The organism is Chloroflexota bacterium (genome assembly GCA_014360825.1).
In the GTDB taxonomy this organism is placed as follows: Bacteria; Chloroflexota; Anaerolineae; order UBA2200; family JACIWT01; genus JACIWT01.
In genome coordinates this window covers 32827-49396 of the sequence record JACIWT010000007.1, presented here as the reverse complement: position 1 = coordinate 49396, position 16570 = coordinate 32827, and the positions used below count along the sequence as shown (strand labels likewise).

13 protein-coding genes and 1 other annotated feature are annotated in these 16570 nt (G+C 55.7%); of the genes, 3 read left to right on the top strand and 10 right to left on the bottom strand.

The genetic code is table 11. The annotated features are described in order from the left end of the window. Positions 1-9: 9 nt before the first annotated feature. Positions 10-972, top strand: coding sequence for a molybdopterin adenylyltransferase (mog, locus tag H5T64_06100; protein MBC7263919.1), 963 nt, complete (start codon positions 10-12; stop codon positions 970-972). A gap of 66 nt (positions 973-1038) precedes the next feature. Next, positions 1039-1274: a binding site (T-box leader), on the top strand. A 46-nt stretch (positions 1275-1320) separates the two neighbouring features. Further along, the gene (locus H5T64_06095; protein MBC7263918.1) at positions 1321-3981 is read left to right on the top strand and encodes a valine--tRNA ligase; all 2661 of its coding nucleotides are present in this window, start codon (positions 1321-1323) and stop codon (positions 3979-3981) included. 398 nt (positions 3982-4379) lie between these two features. Here the strand turns inward: H5T64_06095 and H5T64_06090 are convergent, their stop codons facing one another. The 4 genes from H5T64_06090 to H5T64_06075 all read right to left on the bottom strand — a co-directional run bounded on the left by H5T64_06090 (position 4380) and on the right by H5T64_06075 (position 8747). Further along, the gene (locus H5T64_06090; protein MBC7263917.1) at positions 4380-5462 is read right to left on the bottom strand and encodes a DUF763 domain-containing protein; all 1083 of its coding nucleotides are present in this window, start codon (positions 5460-5462) and stop codon (positions 4380-4382) included. 25 nt (positions 5463-5487) lie between these two features. Next, on the bottom strand, positions 5488-6441 hold the full coding sequence (locus H5T64_06085; protein MBC7263916.1) for a terpene cyclase/mutase family protein: 954 nt from the start codon (positions 6439-6441) through the stop codon (positions 5488-5490). A gap of 120 nt (positions 6442-6561) precedes the next feature. Next, the gene (locus tag H5T64_06080; GenBank protein ID MBC7263915.1) at positions 6562-7383 is read right to left on the bottom strand and encodes an Fpg/Nei family DNA glycosylase; all 822 of its coding nucleotides are present in this window, start codon (positions 7381-7383) and stop codon (positions 6562-6564) included. Then, complete coding sequence (locus tag H5T64_06075; GenBank protein MBC7263914.1) at positions 7383-8747, bottom strand: peptidase M14; 1365 nt, start codon at positions 8745-8747, stop codon at positions 7383-7385. The genes H5T64_06080 and H5T64_06075 overlap by 1 nt, the downstream gene beginning before the upstream one ends. 193 nt (positions 8748-8940) lie before the next feature. Between H5T64_06075 and H5T64_06070 the strand changes: the two genes are divergently transcribed. Then, positions 8941-9786 (top strand): DegV family protein, encoded by an 846-nt coding sequence (locus H5T64_06070; protein MBC7263913.1) that lies wholly within the window; start codon positions 8941-8943, stop codon positions 9784-9786. Positions 9787-9801: 15 nt separating this feature from the next. Here the strand turns inward: H5T64_06070 and H5T64_06065 are convergent, their stop codons facing one another. The 6 genes from H5T64_06065 to H5T64_06040 form a co-directional block, all read right to left on the bottom strand. Then, the gene (locus H5T64_06065; GenBank protein MBC7263912.1) at positions 9802-11184 is read right to left on the bottom strand and encodes a tryptophanase; all 1383 of its coding nucleotides are present in this window, start codon (positions 11182-11184) and stop codon (positions 9802-9804) included. 65 nt (positions 11185-11249) lie between these two features. After that, the gene (locus tag H5T64_06060) at positions 11250-12374 is read right to left on the bottom strand and encodes a glycosyltransferase (GenBank protein MBC7263911.1); all 1125 of its coding nucleotides are present in this window, start codon (positions 12372-12374) and stop codon (positions 11250-11252) included. A gap of 2 nt (positions 12375-12376) precedes the next feature. After that, positions 12377-13495: a glycosyltransferase family 4 protein gene (locus tag H5T64_06055; protein ID MBC7263910.1), complete on the bottom strand. Its 1119-nt coding sequence runs from the start codon at positions 13493-13495 to the stop codon at positions 12377-12379. Positions 13496-13637: 142 nt separating this feature from the next. Beyond that, the gene (locus H5T64_06050; protein ID MBC7263909.1) at positions 13638-14351 is read right to left on the bottom strand and encodes a class I SAM-dependent methyltransferase; all 714 of its coding nucleotides are present in this window, start codon (positions 14349-14351) and stop codon (positions 13638-13640) included. Positions 14352-14386: 35 nt separating this feature from the next. Continuing rightward, on the bottom strand, positions 14387-15883 hold the full coding sequence (locus H5T64_06045; GenBank protein MBC7263908.1) for an oligosaccharide flippase family protein: 1497 nt from the start codon (positions 15881-15883) through the stop codon (positions 14387-14389). 49 nt (positions 15884-15932) lie between these two features. After that, on the bottom strand, positions 15933-16568 hold the full coding sequence (locus tag H5T64_06040; protein MBC7263907.1) for a class I SAM-dependent methyltransferase: 636 nt from the start codon (positions 16566-16568) through the stop codon (positions 15933-15935). Positions 16569-16570 lie beyond the last annotated feature (2 nt).

The following is a 16570-nucleotide window of genomic DNA, read 5'->3' as shown; positions in this document are numbered from 1 at the left end:
GAGAGATACATGGAGAGCCAGGGAGTGGTAGTGTCGGTGAACGTGAGCGAGAAAAAAGGGGTGCAGAAAAGACCCCTGGAACGGTGCCAGGTTCTGGCAGACCATGGGCTAGAAGGTGATGCGCATGCCGGCCCTTGGCATCGCCAGGTGAGTTTGCTCGCCGAAGAAAGTATCCAAAAGATGCAGGCGCTTGGCTTCGATGTGGGCCCCGGCGATTTTGCAGAGAACATCACCACCCGAGGTCTCGACCTCCTATCACTCCCTTTGGGCACGCGCTTGACAATAGGGGGGAGCACAATCCTGGAAATTACCCAGCACGGGAAAACCTGTCACACCAAGTGCGCTATCTACCATCGGCTGCGAGAATGTATCATGCCCACCGAGGGAATATTTGCAAAAGTGCTTCAAGGCGGCGAGATAAAGGTTGGGGATGAAATCAAAATCCTCAGGTCCACTGCGCCTAAAGGAGGTGAAGTAGGCATGAAAGTTGCCGTTTTGACCATAAGCGATAAGGGCTTCCGCGGCGAACGTGAGGATTTGAGTGGAAAGGTTATTGCGGAGAAATTGGCTTCCTTAGGGGCAGAAATCATCCACCAAGAGATAATCCCGGATGAATCGGATATCATTGCTCAGAGGCTTAGATACTTGGCGGATGAGGTTGATACCGATCTCGTGCTTACCACAGGTGGAACAGGACTCTCCCCTCGAGATGTAACGCCCGAGGCTACCAAGTCAGTGCTTGATAAAGAGGCGCCTGGTTTTGTAGAGGCCATGCGTTATGAAAGCCTGAAAAACACCCCACACGCCATGCTATCCAGAGCGGTCAGCGGGGTGAGAAAGCAAACTTTGATCATCAACCTCCCGGGCAGCCCGAAGGCAGTTGAGGAGTGCCTGAATGTCATCCTGCCCGCTCTTCCCCATGGCATAGAAATCCTTCGCGGCAGAGGCGGAGAGTGTGCTCGTGCAGAATGAAAAGGGTTGTGCATCTTTTGACAATGGGGACAAATTGGAATATACTAGAATTAAGGAAAAAACAGTTTAAAGACTAGGAACAGGAGGAGTAAGCCTGGCTGGCCATACAGAGAGCGGGGGCCGTGGGCTGAGAGCCCCTGCTGGGAACAGCGGGCCGAAGGTCGCCTGGGAGTCGATTGGCTGAACGAGCAGTAAGCCAGTACGGGGATGCCCGTTACAGCAGAGAGAGCCGGTTGGGCACAATGCGTTCAGCCGGAAACCGGGTGGTACCGCGTGAGGGTTTGGCCCCTTTCGTCCTGGAGACGGAAGGGGCTTTTTCATACGTAGCGACGGGGAGGGGACGAAATCATGGCCAAGAAAGAGTTGCCGAAGACCTATGACCACAAACAAGTAGAGGAGCGCCTATATCAGTGGTGGGAAAAGAGCGGTTTTTTCACGCCCGAGATAGACTGGAGCAAAAAGCCTTTTGTTATTTCCATGCCTCCTTCTAATATCACAGGGGAACTCCATATGGGGCATGGCATCACCATGACCATCCAGGATATCCTGATCCGTTGGCATCGCATGATGGGCGAACCCACTCTCTGGTTGCCCGGCAACGATCACGCCAGCATTGGCACGCACAACGTGATTGAGAAAGAACTCGCTAAAAAGGGTCTGACCCGTTGGGACCTTGGTCGCGAAAAGTTCATGGAATATGCCTGGGCCTGGAAAGAAAAGTACGGCCATCTGATTAACCAGCAGTTGCGCCGTCTAGGGTGTTCCTGCGATTGGACCCGCGAGCGTTTCACTATGGATGAAATGCTTTCCCGTGCTGTACGGGTGAGTTTCGTACGACTGTACAAAAAGGGCCTGATCTACCGCGGGAACTATATGGTGAATTGGTGCCCCCGTTGCCATACCGCTATCTCCGACCTCGAAGTCATTCATGACCAGCAGGAAACCCATTTGTGGTACGTGCGCTACCCTCTGGTAGGCCCTGATGACCAACCCTCTGACGAATATATCACGGTGGCCACTACACGACCTGAGACCATCCTGGGCGATGCAGCGGTGGCTGTAAACCCAAGCGACCGACGCTACAAGGATCTCGTGGGTCGCATCGCTATCCTGCCTATTTTAGGAAGGCGAATTCCTATCATCGCCGATGAGCACGTGGACCGGAAATTCGGTACCGGTGCGGTGAAAGTGACGCCTGGCCATGATCCGAATGACTACGAAATCGGACAGCGGCACAACCTCGGTGCGATCAACATCCTCAACCCGGATGGTACGATGAATGACAACGCGGGTCCCTATGCTGGCCAGGATCGCCTTGAGTGTCGTCAGAACTTGGTGGCGGACCTAGAACGGCAAGGTCTCTTGGTGAAAGTGGAGCCTTATACTCATGCGGTTGGTCACTGTCAGCGTTGTGACACCATCATCGAACCGCTCATCTCCGAGCAATGGTTTGTGAAGACGAAGCCACTGGCCGAGCCTGCCATTCGCGTTGTGAAAGAGGGGCGCATCCGGTTTATTCCAAAAAGGTTTGAGAAAGTTTATTTCAATTGGATGGAGAATATCCGCGACTGGTGTATCTCGCGGCAACTCTGGTGGGGACATCGCATCCCGGTGTGGTACTGCGATGATTGTGGTGAGATGATAGTGGCCGAGGAAGACCCGACGGAGTGTGCCTGTGGCAGCAAAAACATCCGTCAAGATCCGGATATCCTGGACACTTGGTACTCCTCTGGCCTGTGGCCCTTTTCCACGCTGGGCTGGCCAGATGATACCGAGGACCTCCGCTATTTTTACCCCACCACAGTAATGGAGACTGGCTACGACATCATTTTCTTCTGGGTGGCCCGCATGATCATGCAGGGGCTGGAATGCACAGGTGATATTCCCTTCCGATACGTGTATTTGCACGGCATGGTGCGTGATGAGCACGGGAAGAAAATGAGTCGCTCTTGGGGCAACGTCATTGATCCGTTGGAGGTTATCGAGAAGTATGGCTGTGACGCACTGCGCTATGCTTTGGTTACAGCCTCCACACCAGGTAATGATCTCAAACTCAGCCTGCAAAAGGTGGAAGCGGGGCGTAACTTCGCCAATAAGATCTGGAATGCAGCCCGCTTTGTGCTCTCCAACTTGGATGGCTACGAGCCACCGCGGGACGACATCTGGGATGAGCCATACCTGACCCTGGCTGACCGCTGGATTCTCACTCGCCTGAGCCAATTGACCGGCAGCGTCACCAGGGCGCTGGAAGATTGGCAATTGGGCGAGGCCGGTCGCCAGATTCACGACTTCCTGTGGGGAGAGTACTGCGATTGGTACGTGGAGATCTCCAAAATCGCTCTCTATGGCGATGACTCACAAGCCCGGGCCACGGCGCAAAAAGTGTTGGTCCACGTATTGGAGCGAGCATTGCGCTTACTGCACCCATATATGCCTTTCATCACCGAAGAGATCTGGCAACACTTGCCCCATGAGAGCGAAACGCTCATGTTGGCATCCTGGCCAAAACCTGACCGCGAAGATAATGCCGCACGGTGGGAAATGGAGATGCTGATGGAGATGGTGCGCGCTATCCGCAATGCCCGCGCCGAATACGAAGTGGACCCTGGGCGCTCCATCCCGGCAATAGTCATTGCCGGCAGAAAGAAAGGAACTATTGAAGCGCAACGGGACATCCTCGTCAAATTGGCCCGCCTGGACCCGGAGAGGCTGACGATCACTGCCAAATTGGAGGAAAAGCCCAAGCACGCAGTAGCACTGGTAACCGCCAGCATCGAGACCTACCTGCCACTGGCTGGGATGGTGGACTTAGAACGGGAGCGCGAGCGGGTGGAGTCCGAATTGGCGAGGTTGGAAAAGGAACTCGCTCGTGCCGAGGCGCTACTGTCAGACGAGAACTTCTTGGCAAAGGCACCGCAAGAGGTAGTGGATAGAGAAAGGACCAAAGTAACCAATTATCAAGAGCAACGGAAAAGACTGGCGGCCCGATTGGAAATATTAGAAAGATGAGGCGAAGCGGCGAGGCTATTCGCCTTCCTTCCACCCTGATTGACCACCCAGATGGTGCCCCATGCCTGCCCATAAGGTATTCCGTTCGCATTGTATCCGTATTTACCCATGAGCACTGTTTGGCGCCCATCGGATGGATCAAGGGCGTTGGTGTGAGGGTCTTCAAGGGGGTGCGAGGGCTTTTACCAATGTCATCCTAGGTGCTAGTGTTGGGGAAGAGTGGATCTGCTGGGATTGCGCTAGCCAGACCAAAGCAATGATGAGCGCTTCGGCTAGTGCCAGCACGATCCTGGTTTCTTTTTTGGCCCCTGGGCCTCACTCCAGGTCAGGATATACAAACCGGGTGTTCTGTCATGCTGCCCGGAGACGGTGAATCTTCCATCCTCATGCAAAACCGCTCACCTTCCAATCCGTTGCGCCCACAGAGAAAGCCGCCGGAAAGCCTCGACCTTTTCTCGCCGCCCCAGCCGCGCCTGCTTAATAGCCTGGTTTAGCACGCTAATGGAACGGTCGTACGTCTCGCGATCTACCGGGAAGGGGTGGCCATCTTTACCACCATGGGCAAAACTGAAACGCGCCGGATCACGGAAACTCACTGGCGCTCCGTAGACGACCTCGGAGAGCAGACTGAGAGCACGGATCGTCTTGGGGCCGACGCCTTCCATGCTTAGTAAGGTCTCAAAATCTGCCGGTTGCCGTTCATAAGTGGCAAGGAGGATTTTCGCTAGATGGTCAGGCTGAATGTCCTCGATTAGCATCGCGTGGCGGGCAGGCAATTCCAACCGTTTAAGGCGCTTGAGTTCGCCCAACAACCACACTGGCCTTTGCCCGGCCAGCATGGCGCTTGCCTTTCGTGCCCCATCGCTCTCCTGCGCTACCATATTCAAAGTCTCTCCACGGGCATCGCAACAGATGGCTGCTTCGGGCTCGCACACAAAGTCCTTCACTTGCTCGCCCAGCCAGTGATAACGACGAGCGTAGCGATTCGTCGGATTCATACCTTGCTGCACCACACACCATCGGCCTGCCCGATCGAAGACGAAGGTGTGATGATAAATCTGATAGCCGTCCTGGAGGGCAGTGTTATCTACTTTAGCCGACATACGACTCGCGTAGATGAGTTTCTGTGGGTCAACGCTGATATAGTCTCCGTGTCTCAATATCTCCGCCGGTGTTTTGCGCGAGGTAGCACCTTTGCCTCCTGCCACAAAAAAACCTAACTCGTTTTCCAACCCCTTGATGCCCTCTTTTAATGCGCCACAGACGGTAGTGGTCAAACCACTCGAATGCCAGTCAAAGCCTAGCACGCAGCCAAAGGCCTGGAACCAGTACGGGTCCGACAGGCGACGTAATACCTCTTGCGTCCCGAACTCAGAAACTAAGATTACCGCCACTTCGCGGGCTAAGGCTGTCATACGCTGGAAGAGCCATTTGGGGGCTCGTCCGTAGTGTAAAGGGAGATCAGCCACGCCTGTTTTCAACTGTGGCATAACATACCTCCGCGGATCACCGGAACACAGACTTGAATACCCGCAGGGCGTCGAGGGTAATGTATTTGTTGGGTTTGCCTGCGCGCCCAAAATCGGCTGGCGGGTGGAATACCTCTTCGTCCAATATCCAGGTGCCATCCTTCTGGCGGCGGTCCAAGAGCCAATCGAGGGCTTTGGCTATCTTGGGATGAGCACGCCCATAACCCAGGACGGTGAGTGCGCTGAGGGCTGGGAGCACGCCGTAGTTGAAGTAGGGATACTGCAGCACTGTCCAAGCGTCAGAGACATGATAGTGGCCCATATTCGGCTCCATCAGGAGCGCGGCAACGAATTCGGCTGCTCGTTGTGTCGTCTCCATTTGCCAGGTGTCTGGCAGGAGGACAGCGGCTCGTAGATAGTCCAAGGTGGCGCGCAAACAGGCGTGGCGCGTGTTGGAGCGCGCACAGAGCCAACCGCCGTCCCCACGTTGGGTCTGGATAAGCCAGTCGATCGCAGCCTGTGTGCGTGGGTCGTCGGCATAACCGAATTGGATGAGGAAACGTACAATCCGGGCGTGGGTACACGGTTCGCCGTTTCGCTCCCAACCCCAACTGCCGGGGATATGACGCTGGCGACGGAAAACGCCATCTTCTCGCTGGTGGGAGAACATAAACTCGCACCCCTCGCGGATGCGCTCATCCTCCGAAGTCAGGCCCAGATCGCCCAGAATAGAAAGCACCCAGAAAGTGGAATAATGTTTCGGGATGTAGTAGTCCCGCGACTTGCCCCAGTATCCAGCTGGTTTTCGCGCCGCGAAGATGCTGGCTACTGTGCTACTCTGCGGAATGGCAGCCTTGGTGGCAGTCACATCAGGATCATTGGCCGGGTGCTCGAGGAGATCCACAAGGGTGAAATAGCGCACCGAAGGGTTTTCTGGTTCCAGCAGCCACTCCACGACCTGCGGATTTAGCGCTTCACTATCCTCGTACATCAAATTCCTCCTCCGTACACGATCCGCCCAGCAGGTGTCCCCCTGCGACGCTTCGGTACGGTCATAGAACTTTTGTTCTAATAATAAGCAAGTTTTGCGAGAATGTCAAACTGCGTGAATTCAGTTGCAGATCAGCGTGCCTGGCTGACAGGTGCGGCAGAAATTGGTGAGCCGCTGGTGGGCGGTGATCTCGGAGATAAGCGTACCACAGCGAGGACAAGGTTGGCCACCTCTCCCATGCACCTGCAGGAAATCGCGGATCTCAATGTGAATGTCAGTCCCCACTCGTGTGCGCAACACGTCAATTGCTTCTGTCAACACGTCGCGCATGGACTGGTACAAAGTCTCGATTTCCGCAGGTGTGAGTCGGGGGCGTTTCTTATAAGGGTAGATGCGGGCGCGGAAGAGGATTTCATCAGCATAGGCATTGCCGATGCCGGCGATGAAAGCCTGGTTCGTGAGGATGCCCTTGATCTCGCCTCGGTACTGACGCAGTCGCTCTTTGAAGACGTCTAATGTCAGTTTGGGGTCTAACGCCTCGGGCCCCTGCGCGGCGAAAGTAGGGACAGCGCGCAAGTCATCAGCGAGATATACCTTACCCATGAGTTTGGGGTCACTGTAGCGCAGGTCAGTCTTGTTGGAGAGTTGCAGAACTACGATGGGTGCCGGGGTTTGGCGCTCCCAATGCGGACACAAGCGAATCCGTCCCGCCAGCATAGGGTTAATGACCAGATAACGCTCGCCAGCTAGCGTAAAGATGAGAAATTTGCCCCGCCGTTCCACACGGTTGATACTGCGCCCGAATAGTCCGGCTTGGAAACCATCACCGATCAGGTCGCGGGTCACGACGGGCTTGCGCACCTCGACACCCTCGATGCTCAAACCCACCACGTGCTCGCGCAGCACATCCTTGATGATCTCCAGATCAGGCAGTTCCGGCATCAGACCATCTCCCGAGCCAGTTCCGCTGCCAATAGGCCAGCCCCCAATTGTACCCGCACTAGTTTACGGATGGGGATAACGTGGTAGTCCAGTTCCCGAGTTACCTCCGCGCTTTGGCGCTCGAACTCCACTTCGACCTCCTCGTAGGCCCGGCGCAAACGCGGGTGCTCGCCGCCTACCGCCATCTGGTGAGTGAAAGCACGCAGCAACAACCCCAAGGTGAACAGGCGATAAAATTTGCCCACTACCAGGCTGTCAAATACCTCGGCTACTGTGCCTGGCCTCGCCGTCTGCGGATCGTTCCGGGCCCAATTCTCTAAGGCGGCGGCGCTCTCAGGGAAAATGCGTAGCCATTCCTGGATGGTCTCCACAAAAGGTGACGGCGCGGTCAACAGATCGGCTACAGCCTCGAATTGGCGGCGATGAAAGGCATCGTACTCGCGGTCACGGGCAACTGACTGGAGGATAGCATCACGGCGAATGATATCCGATGGATTGGTGTCCACAATTTTGGGATTGTAGAAATACGGCATCTCGCAGACGATTGAGAAGCCAGTACCTAGACCCCGCAAATAGTCAAAACTGGACGCACCCTGGCGCATGATGACGGCAGGGTCAGTTGGGTTGTTGGCCGCATAGTAATCGTATATGTCCTGCACGCTAACTTCGGGGAAGATAGCAGGCGCATATGGCTTAATAAATGGCATCTCTGGCTCGCCCAGGTGCAATGGCAATTCCTCCCCTGCTACCAGGTCGTGCAGTTCCTGGTAGAAACGCGGATTGCCACCAGAAACATAGAAGTAAACACCGCCGAATCCAGAGTTGTGCAATGAGTACAGTAGGTCAGGAGATACCTGTTCCATAAGATGCATCAAGGCCCGCGTCTCTGGCAATGGATTGTGGAAGTGTAGTGTCTTGTAGTCCACCGGGAAGGTCCACTCGATTTGCTGGAAGGCAGGCGGCCGGTAATAGTTGCGGGCATAGTGTTCCAGCGTGTAGGGCCCTTTGAACCATCCCTCATTGAGCCTTGTGCCATCCGGGTCAATGCATTTCACCATATACCAGATATAACCCAGTTCCTCAATCAGTGCGGCGTCCTCAGCCAGCCGCCACGATAGGTATTCCAGGGTCATGCTGCCAATGGGCTCATTGGGATGAGGCATGGCGAAAAGCAGCGCCTTGTGTAGACCGTTGCCAATTACCAGCGCCTCCATGGGCTCGCCACGCCTGGACTTGCCGATGGGCATGAGCCTCACGTGCTCTGGGTGTGTTTCGACCAAACGATGGGCGCTGGCGCGCAGTTCATCCACGGTGAGGAAGGCTGTGTAGTTGGGCACGTCATCCAGGATGCACTGGTATTTCATAGTTCACCCCCATTGCAAATTATACTTCAGCCACGCAGTCGTTCACAATGCTATATAATGCGAACTCGCCGGATCTCGGTCTCGGACAGTCGGTGGCCAAAAATGCAACGAAGGCCCCTCAGAGGTGTTAGTAGTAGCAAAGAATCTCACGTTGGGCTGATGATATCCTCAGGAAACATATCTGGAGGGGCTTATGCAAACCGTTAAGATCGTCACCGATAGCGGATGTGATCTCGATTCGACTGTTGCTGCCGCTCATGGCATCACCATTGTGCCGCTGGTTCTCAATTTCGGAAAACAAACTTATACGGATGATCAGATCACGCGCGAAGAATTTTGGAGTCGGATGGGCGGTCCTGAGCACCCCCAAACGTCACAGCCGTCATCAGGAGCGTTTTACTCCGTTTTCAAGCCCCTGGTAGAAGCAGGCCACAAGGTCGTCTGCCTGACGTTAACCAGCAAGCATAGCGGCACGTACAACTCGGCCTGGGCTGCGGCCCAGGAATTTGGTGGAGATGTTGTAGCCTTTGATTCACAGACGCTCTCGCTGGGGCTTGGTTATATGGCTCTGCGGGCTGCACAAGCGGCAGGGGAGGGAGCTGAGATCAGTGATATTATCCCCCTCTTGGAGAGCATCCGAGAGCGGCTGAAACTCTTCATATTGCTTGACACCATCGAGAATCTCCGACGCGGTGGTCGAGCGAACGCGCTCATGCCCGTGCTCGATCAGGTGATGCGCGCCCTTCAGATCAAGCCGATGTTGACAATGGTGGAGGGAGAACTCAAACTTTTCGGTACGCCGCGCTCTTTTGATAAAGGTGTTCAGCGCCTGAGGGAGGCGATACTAACACGCACCCCTGCGGAGATGTTGATCGTGGTACATACCCGGATCCCTGAGGTAGCAACTTCATTCGCTCATGACCTTGCTCAGGCCACCGGGTTTCATGAAGGTAGTATCTTGATAGGCGAGGCCGGGCCTGTGCTTGCCACTCACGCTGGAGCCGGGGTGCTGGCTGCTGCTGTGGTGCCACAAGAGTAGAATCGGCCCGGGTCGTTACGACTCCACGAACTCGAACCGTGCCCGGAAGTGTCGTAGAAAAGGCGGTTCATAAGTCATACGCATGCCCCTGATAGCATCGCGCTTGCGATATAACTCAATTATGACTTCGGCCACATAATCCAGGTGAGTTTGAGTGTACACGCGCCTGGGTATTGCTAATCGCACCAATTCAAGTGCTGGGTAGGTCCACTGCCTGGTGCTCTGGTCCTTCTGGGCGAACATGACGGTGCCGATTTCCACAGCCCGGATGCCCCCTTCCAGATACAAGTGTACGACGAGTGCCTGGGCGGGGAGTTGGGATTGTGGAATGTGGGGAAGAAAGCGTTTGGCATCGAGATAGACGGCGTGTCCGCCCGTCGGCTCCAGGATGGGCACGCCTGCTTCCAGCAGCCGGTCGCCCAAGTAGCGCACTTGGCCGATGCGATGGGCCAGATAGCGTTCGTCTAACGCTTCGTACAGGCCCCGAGCAATGGCCTCTAAGTCCCGCCCTGCCAACCCTCCGTAGGTAGTGAACCCCTCCCACAGAATGAGTCGCTGGCAGACCCGCTGGAAGAGTCCCTCGTCATTCATTGCCAGGAAGCCGCCGATGTTCACTAACCCGTCCTTCTTCGCGCTCATAGTGCAACCATCGGCGTAGGTGAACATCTCGCGGGCGATCTCGATAATGGGTTTATCTTTATACCCTGTCTCGCGCTGCTGGATGAAATAGGCGTTTTCGGCATAGCGGCAGGCGTCAATGAAGAGTGGAATGCCGTGCTCTGCTAACACTTCTTTCGTAGCGCGGATGTTGGCCATCGAGACTGGCTGGCCCCCGCCCGAGTTATTGGTGATGGTGAGCATAGCCAGAGGAATGTTCTCCGCACCCACTTTTTCGATGTATTGTCTCAATTTCTTTGTATCCATGTTACCCTTGAAAGGATGGCGGCTCGTGGGGTCTAGTCCCTCCGGGATAACTAGATCTGTGGCAACTCCACCAACTTCCTCGATGTTGGCGCGGGTAGTATCGAAATGCGTGTTGCTAGGCACATGTTGGCCTGGCTTCACTGCTACGGAGAAGAGCACCTTTTCCGCCGCCCGCCCCTGGTGTGTGGGCACGAAGTACTTGAAACCGGTGATGTCGCGGATCGCTGCTTCAAGACGGAAGTAATTCCGACAGCCCGCATAGGCTTCATCGCCTATCATCATGCCCGCCCATTGGTTATCGCTCATGGCCGAGGTGCCGCTATCCGTGAGAAGATCAATGTACACATCCTCGCTGCGGATGTTAAAAACATTGTAACCCGCTGTGGCTAGGATGTGCTCTCTTTCCTGGCGGGTGGTTTGCCGGATGGGCTCGACAACTTTGATACGGTATGGCTCCGGTATCATGTCTGGCATTGAATTAACCTCCTCGTTTGAGTGGTGCACCAATGCACCACTACAAATGGCATTTTAGCCCCCTCTCAATCTGCAAGCAACTGATGGTAAAGGGCCAGGATGCGTTCCACCATCACATCTTGAGTGAAGTCGTTGCGCACGCGGTCGAAAGCCTTGCGTCCCATCTCCCGGCGCAATGCCGTATCGTCCAACAGCCGGTGAATAGCGTTCGCCAAGGCACTGGGATCGCGAGGTGGCACGATTAGTCCTGTCACGCCACCTTGATTGACCCAGGAGGTGCCGGTGCCGAGTTCTGTGGTGACCAGCGGCAGTCCAGCGGCCATCGCCTCGAGCAATACCGTGCCAAAGGCCTCGCTGCGCTCACAAGCGGGCAGGACGAACAAGTCGGCCGCATGGTAGTATGCTGGCAGATCCTCATCGGGCACCTCACCTGCGAAAATCACACGCTCAGCAACGTTCCACTTCGCCGCTAATGCTCGCCACTCTTCTTCCATCGGCCCTGTTCCTACGACAAGTAACTTTACATCTGGCAACTGGGGTAAGGCTGCTATCAGGTACTGCAATCCCTTGTAGTAGCGCAGTTTCCCTACAAAAAGCAGTAATGGTTCGCCGTATCGGGCGCGAATGGCTTGGCTAGCCCTTCGGTCAGCATTGGCGATACGGTCTACATCCGTCCCCAAGGGGATGACCACGCATTTATTTCTCACCCGCTGCAAATAAGGTGACGTGCGAACGTAGTTCTCGCTGGTGGCGATGATTACATTCACCTTGTGGAGCACACGCCAGAAGATAGGTCGGTAAAAGCGCAGGATGTTCTTTTGCCGGACCACGTCGCTGTGATACGTGAGCACGCTGGCCTGGGCACGCCCGGCCAGGAGGTAAGCCATCTCGGCCACAGGATAAGGCGAGTGCAGGTGCAAGATATCAGGTTTCATTCCTCGCAGGATAGAGACCAGCGTCGGGCTGAGGGGGGCGGAGGCCACCGTTGCCAGCCGTCGTGCCTTGATAATGCGAACGCCGCCTAAATCTTCTGTGGTGGTCGGTCCATGCTGGTTTGTAACCAGCACGGTGACTCTGTGTCCGCGTGCGGCCTGGGCCTCGGCGATCACGCGGATGTGATTTTCTATGCCACCTACGACTGGGTAGTAGTCTTTGTAGACGTGCAAGATGTCCCACTTCTCCTCAAACATCCTCAGTCCCTTCGCGTGAGAAATTGTTCGTAGACTGCAGCAGTCTCACGTGCCATGCGTTGAAGTGAGAACTGCGTTGCGGCCCGTTCTCGCCCGGCCCGTCCCATCTTCGCCCTCAATCCCGGATCACGGGCTAACTGCAGCAGCGCTCGATAAAGGGCACTGGCGTCCCGTGGGGGCACTAAAATACCCGTCTTGCCGTCGGCAATGGCCTCCCTACTGCCCCCCACATCGGTGATAACCACGGGGACACCGCTGGCCTGTGCCTCTAGTGCAGTGAGGGGTAACCCTTCCCACCCCCTGGAAGTGAGAACGAAGACATCGGCTGCTCTCAGGACGTCTGGTACATCACGGCGCATGCCGAGCATAACCACCTGCTTCTCTATGTCCAGCCTCTGCACCAATTCTTCAATCATCGGACGCAGCGGACCATCGCCCACGATCCACAACTTTGCCGGCACGTCGGTTCGTAGGGCGTCAAAAGCGCGTAGCAGAGTATCAAAGTCCCGCGGGATGTACAACCGGCACACGGTAACTACCAGAAAGGCACTCCCGGTGGTCAAAGCCTGGCGCAACTCACGCCCGTTACCAGGTCGAAACCGCTCGGTATCTATGCCGTTAAGTATCACCCGTGTTCGTTCTGGCAAGATGCCGGTCGCGCGCAGGTAGTCCAGCTGCTCCGCCGCCGATACGCATATCACACAATCGGTCAGTGGAAACAGTGCGCGCTCTAGCGACAAGAGGAGAGTCCGCTTGGGCCACGCGTAATAGGGTACAGCGAAGCCGTGGATGGTAACGACGGAGGTTGGTCGAGATCGAAGCCCAAGTAATGCCAGCCGAGTGAATAGGGCGGCGCGCAGCCCGTGAGCATGCATCAAATCGCACCCTTTGGTGCGGATAAGCCTGCGCACCTGCCACACTGGTTGCCAAGAGGAGGTGCTCAAAGGACTGAAACGCGCTCCAGCAGCCTCGATATCCGCTGCCGTGACCTGTCCGCCGTCCTCTGGCATGGCCACTGTGATGTCGAAGGATGCAGCGCCGAGCCCCGTCACCAAATTGTGCACATGTGCGGCTCCGCCGCCCCTGGAAGAAGCCACTACCTCGAGAATTCGCGTTCTCATTTCATCGCCCGAAAGGCCCAATCCACAGCGAAAAGATGAGGCCAATGTTGCACGATGGGTTTCGAGAGTTTCTGCGGCATCATGGGAAGTCATCACCTGCCGATGCGCGCCAATGGGCTCGTCCTACCTTGCTCATCTGTTGCTATTCCTCCTGGCTCAACTTCTCGGCTACAAGTAAGTACCCGGTGGTGTATGTGTTCAACGTTCGGGAGCGCTGTATCCACGGGCAACGTTCTAACCCGATGAGTAACTCTGCCACGGGCAAGAAAAGCAAACCCAGGCCCCAACGCAAGGGCGCAGGTTGCACTTCGCTGATCGCCTGTTTGATCATATCGCACAAAACGGCGAAAAAGAGTCCCAATTTCTTCAACTGCACGATGCGGAACCCTGCCATTTCGACCGAGTGGCGCAAGAAATATTCCGTGAAACGTAAGTAGTCCTGGGGTGCCCCATGAATTCGGTATAAAAAAGGCACACTGAGCACAAGCACCCCACCCGGTAAACCTGATCCGGGATCTGGGCTCCGCAATACACGGTACATTTCCTCGATCGCCAGGATTGGCTGCTTCATATGCTCGAGAACTTGCGTGCAGATCACAACATTCACGGACCTACTTGCTAGCGGTAGCGCGGTGGCGTCGGCTAACAAGTGGGGCTTGGCTGCCCGGTCTATATTCAAAGTAAGCCATCGGTGCACTCCCTGTCCTATCAGAGGGCCGTATTGCACCTGGCCCCGTCGCCGCCCGCCAACATCGAGGACAATGCCCTGGAACACGTCACGGAATCCTGCCAGTTCCTGGTCTAGGATACGGCGGCTATAGCTGGTAGATAGCCAACCTTTTCTCAAGGCCAGCACTCGCCTGCCTCCTGCCTTTCGTGTGTCACCAGCCTTTATTCTCTTGCCAACTCTTTCCGGACATACTGCCACATTTTCGCCGGGCTCACCAGATCCAAATAAAGGCGTAGGTCGTCCCAGTGAAATTGTCCGAACAGCGCCAGGCATACTAGACATACCCCAACGCCAATCGGGACAAGCAATGTTATTTTTATCAACCCCAACGGTCTGGCAAATGACCCCAGCACCCATAACACCGTGTAAGAGGCAGCACCGGCAATGGCGTAAGCGAACCACTTTGGATATGTGCCAATCTGAGCGAATTTCGCTGACAGATGGACCTGATACAGGCCACTGACCAAATCGGCGACCAGCATCGCCATTGCTGCCCCGGCTGCGCCGAGTCCCCCCAGACCTCTGGGGATGAGTAGGAGACCCATCCCAACCAACGTCGCCAATTGGATGAGGGCCGATATAACCAGATATCGGTGCTTTTCCACTGCGTAGATCACCATGCTGTAAGGCTGGAAGAAAACAGTGACCACAGTGTCAATAGCCAAAATGGCCAGAACAGGAGCGGCGGGCAAAAAATCGGGGCGCAGTAGCCACGTGATGATTTCTGGACTGAAACACGCTATTAATACCGCCAGGGGCACGGTTAAATTGAGCAGGTGTCGCTCCACGACGAGCAGGCGGCGTCGCACTTCATCCAACTGTCCCAGCGCAATGTCTTCCGAAGCCTGCGGGAAGAAAATGACCATGGCCGCCGACGACAGGCGGCCTATCAAGTTCGCAACCCCCAAGACACTGCCGTAATACCCTACCTCAACCGTGTCCCAGAGTTTCTCAATCAGGACAGGATTTACATTTAGGGTAGCAGTGCCGAGCACAGAGGCGAGAAGGACGGGCAGGGCATACTGGGTGTAACTAGTCAGGTGTTCGCGTCGCGGCCGGGACACCGGATATCCGCGGTACAAAGCGAGGGCGGCAATGAAAACCGCCACTGCTTCCAGGCTGTATGCCAAACTCAAAGCCACCACGCCCAGCCCGAAAACGGCCACTATGATTCGGGCCGTAGCGGTGACCACTCCGCCCAGAAGCGCCGCTACGCTCCCACGGGCTGCCTCTTGTCTGGCCTCGAATGTGAACAGAACCACCTGGGAAAAGTTGTTTAGAAGCGGTGTCAGAGCGATGAGATAATAGGCTGTGGTTTGGATAGATCCACTCAGGAGTGGGTGTCCCAGTGCTCCGCTTATAGGTGGCGCGAGGAGAATAATGAGCAAAAGCACCAGGCTCAGTATGGCTTTGACGCTGAGGAATGTGCCTACACAGGTTCCCAAATCCGCGCCTGGTTCGGAAGCGCGTTTCAAGTGGGCAACCGAAAAACCCAGGTCGGATACAATAGCCAGCAGCCCCACTAACCCGAACAGGTAGGTAATGGTCCCCAAAGCAACAGGCCCCATCAAGCGGGCCACGACGAGCATGGAGATCAAGCCGAGGCCAGAGCGTGTTAGGTTCGTTACCAGCAGTAACAGAGATTTTCGAGCACGCATGTTCGCTGGCCTTCTTACCACAAGCTGGCTGACACGTTTTGACTGTTCCTCAGACCCGACGGATGAGACTGATTATCCCGTGTCCTACTCGGATACCAAGATAGTTGGCCAGGGCGTGGGCCAATGGTTCTAAACCCAATCGCCCGAAACCCGGTATACCAGCAGAGAGTTCGCGCGCGTCAAGCACTTCAAAAGCATCCATCTCTTGAGTCAGCACTCGTCGCACCCATTTATTAGAGTAGGGGCGAACATGGTCGGGCTTATCCCAGAAACTCTGATCGGCCCTTGTGGTGGTGACAACGAAGATGCCACCACGACGCAAGACGCGACGCACTTCGTGGAGGAAAGCAAATGCCTCTTCTAAGTAAAAGTGCTCCAATACGTCCTTTGCCAGTACCCCGTCGAAAACCTCATCGCGAAAGGGCAAATGCTGTGCACTCCCGAGCACTAGATTACGCGCCCCCAGCCCGCGGGCCTCACTTAGTCGTAGGTGCTCAATATCTAACCCAACGTAGCGCTCGGGTTCCGTCTTCTCAAGGTAAGCTTCGCCGCATCCCACATCAAGCACTCGGCGGCATCCCCTCTCGCGGAATAACGCCATAGCATATCGTGTGGAATACAGTGCCTTGGTGACGGCAGCAGCGGGCCTGGCTCGGATCATAGATACGACTTGGGTATCTCTCATCT

What these genes read in the sequence shown, in the direction of transcription:
- mog (MBC7263919.1), top strand. Translation starts at nt 10, where the DNA reads ATGGAGAGCCAGGGAGTGGTAGTGTCGGTGAACGTGAGCGAGAAAAAA.
- H5T64_06095 (MBC7263918.1), top strand. Translation starts at nt 1,321, where the DNA reads ATGGCCAAGAAAGAGTTGCCGAAGACCTATGACCACAAACAAGTAGAG.
- H5T64_06085 (MBC7263916.1), bottom strand. Translation starts at nt 6,441, where the DNA reads ATGTACGAGGATAGTGAAGCGCTAAATCCGCAGGTCGTGGAGTGGCTG.
- H5T64_06080 (MBC7263915.1), bottom strand. Translation starts at nt 7,383, where the DNA reads ATGCCGGAACTGCCTGATCTGGAGATCATCAAGGATGTGCTGCGCGAG.
- H5T64_06075 (MBC7263914.1), bottom strand. Translation starts at nt 8,747, where the DNA reads ATGAAATACCAGTGCATCCTGGATGACGTGCCCAACTACACAGCCTTC.
- H5T64_06070 (MBC7263913.1), top strand. Translation starts at nt 8,941, where the DNA reads ATGCAAACCGTTAAGATCGTCACCGATAGCGGATGTGATCTCGATTCG.
- H5T64_06065 (MBC7263912.1), bottom strand. Translation starts at nt 11,184, where the DNA reads ATGCCAGACATGATACCGGAGCCATACCGTATCAAAGTTGTCGAGCCC.
- H5T64_06060 (MBC7263911.1), bottom strand. Translation starts at nt 12,374, where the DNA reads ATGTTTGAGGAGAAGTGGGACATCTTGCACGTCTACAAAGACTACTAC.
- H5T64_06055 (MBC7263910.1), bottom strand. Translation starts at nt 13,495, where the DNA reads ATGAGAACGCGAATTCTCGAGGTAGTGGCTTCTTCCAGGGGCGGCGGA.
- H5T64_06045 (MBC7263908.1), bottom strand. Translation starts at nt 15,883, where the DNA reads ATGCGTGCTCGAAAATCTCTGTTACTGCTGGTAACGAACCTAACACGC.
- H5T64_06040 (MBC7263907.1), bottom strand. Translation starts at nt 16,568, where the DNA reads ATGAGAGATACCCAAGTCGTATCTATGATCCGAGCCAGGCCCGCTGCT.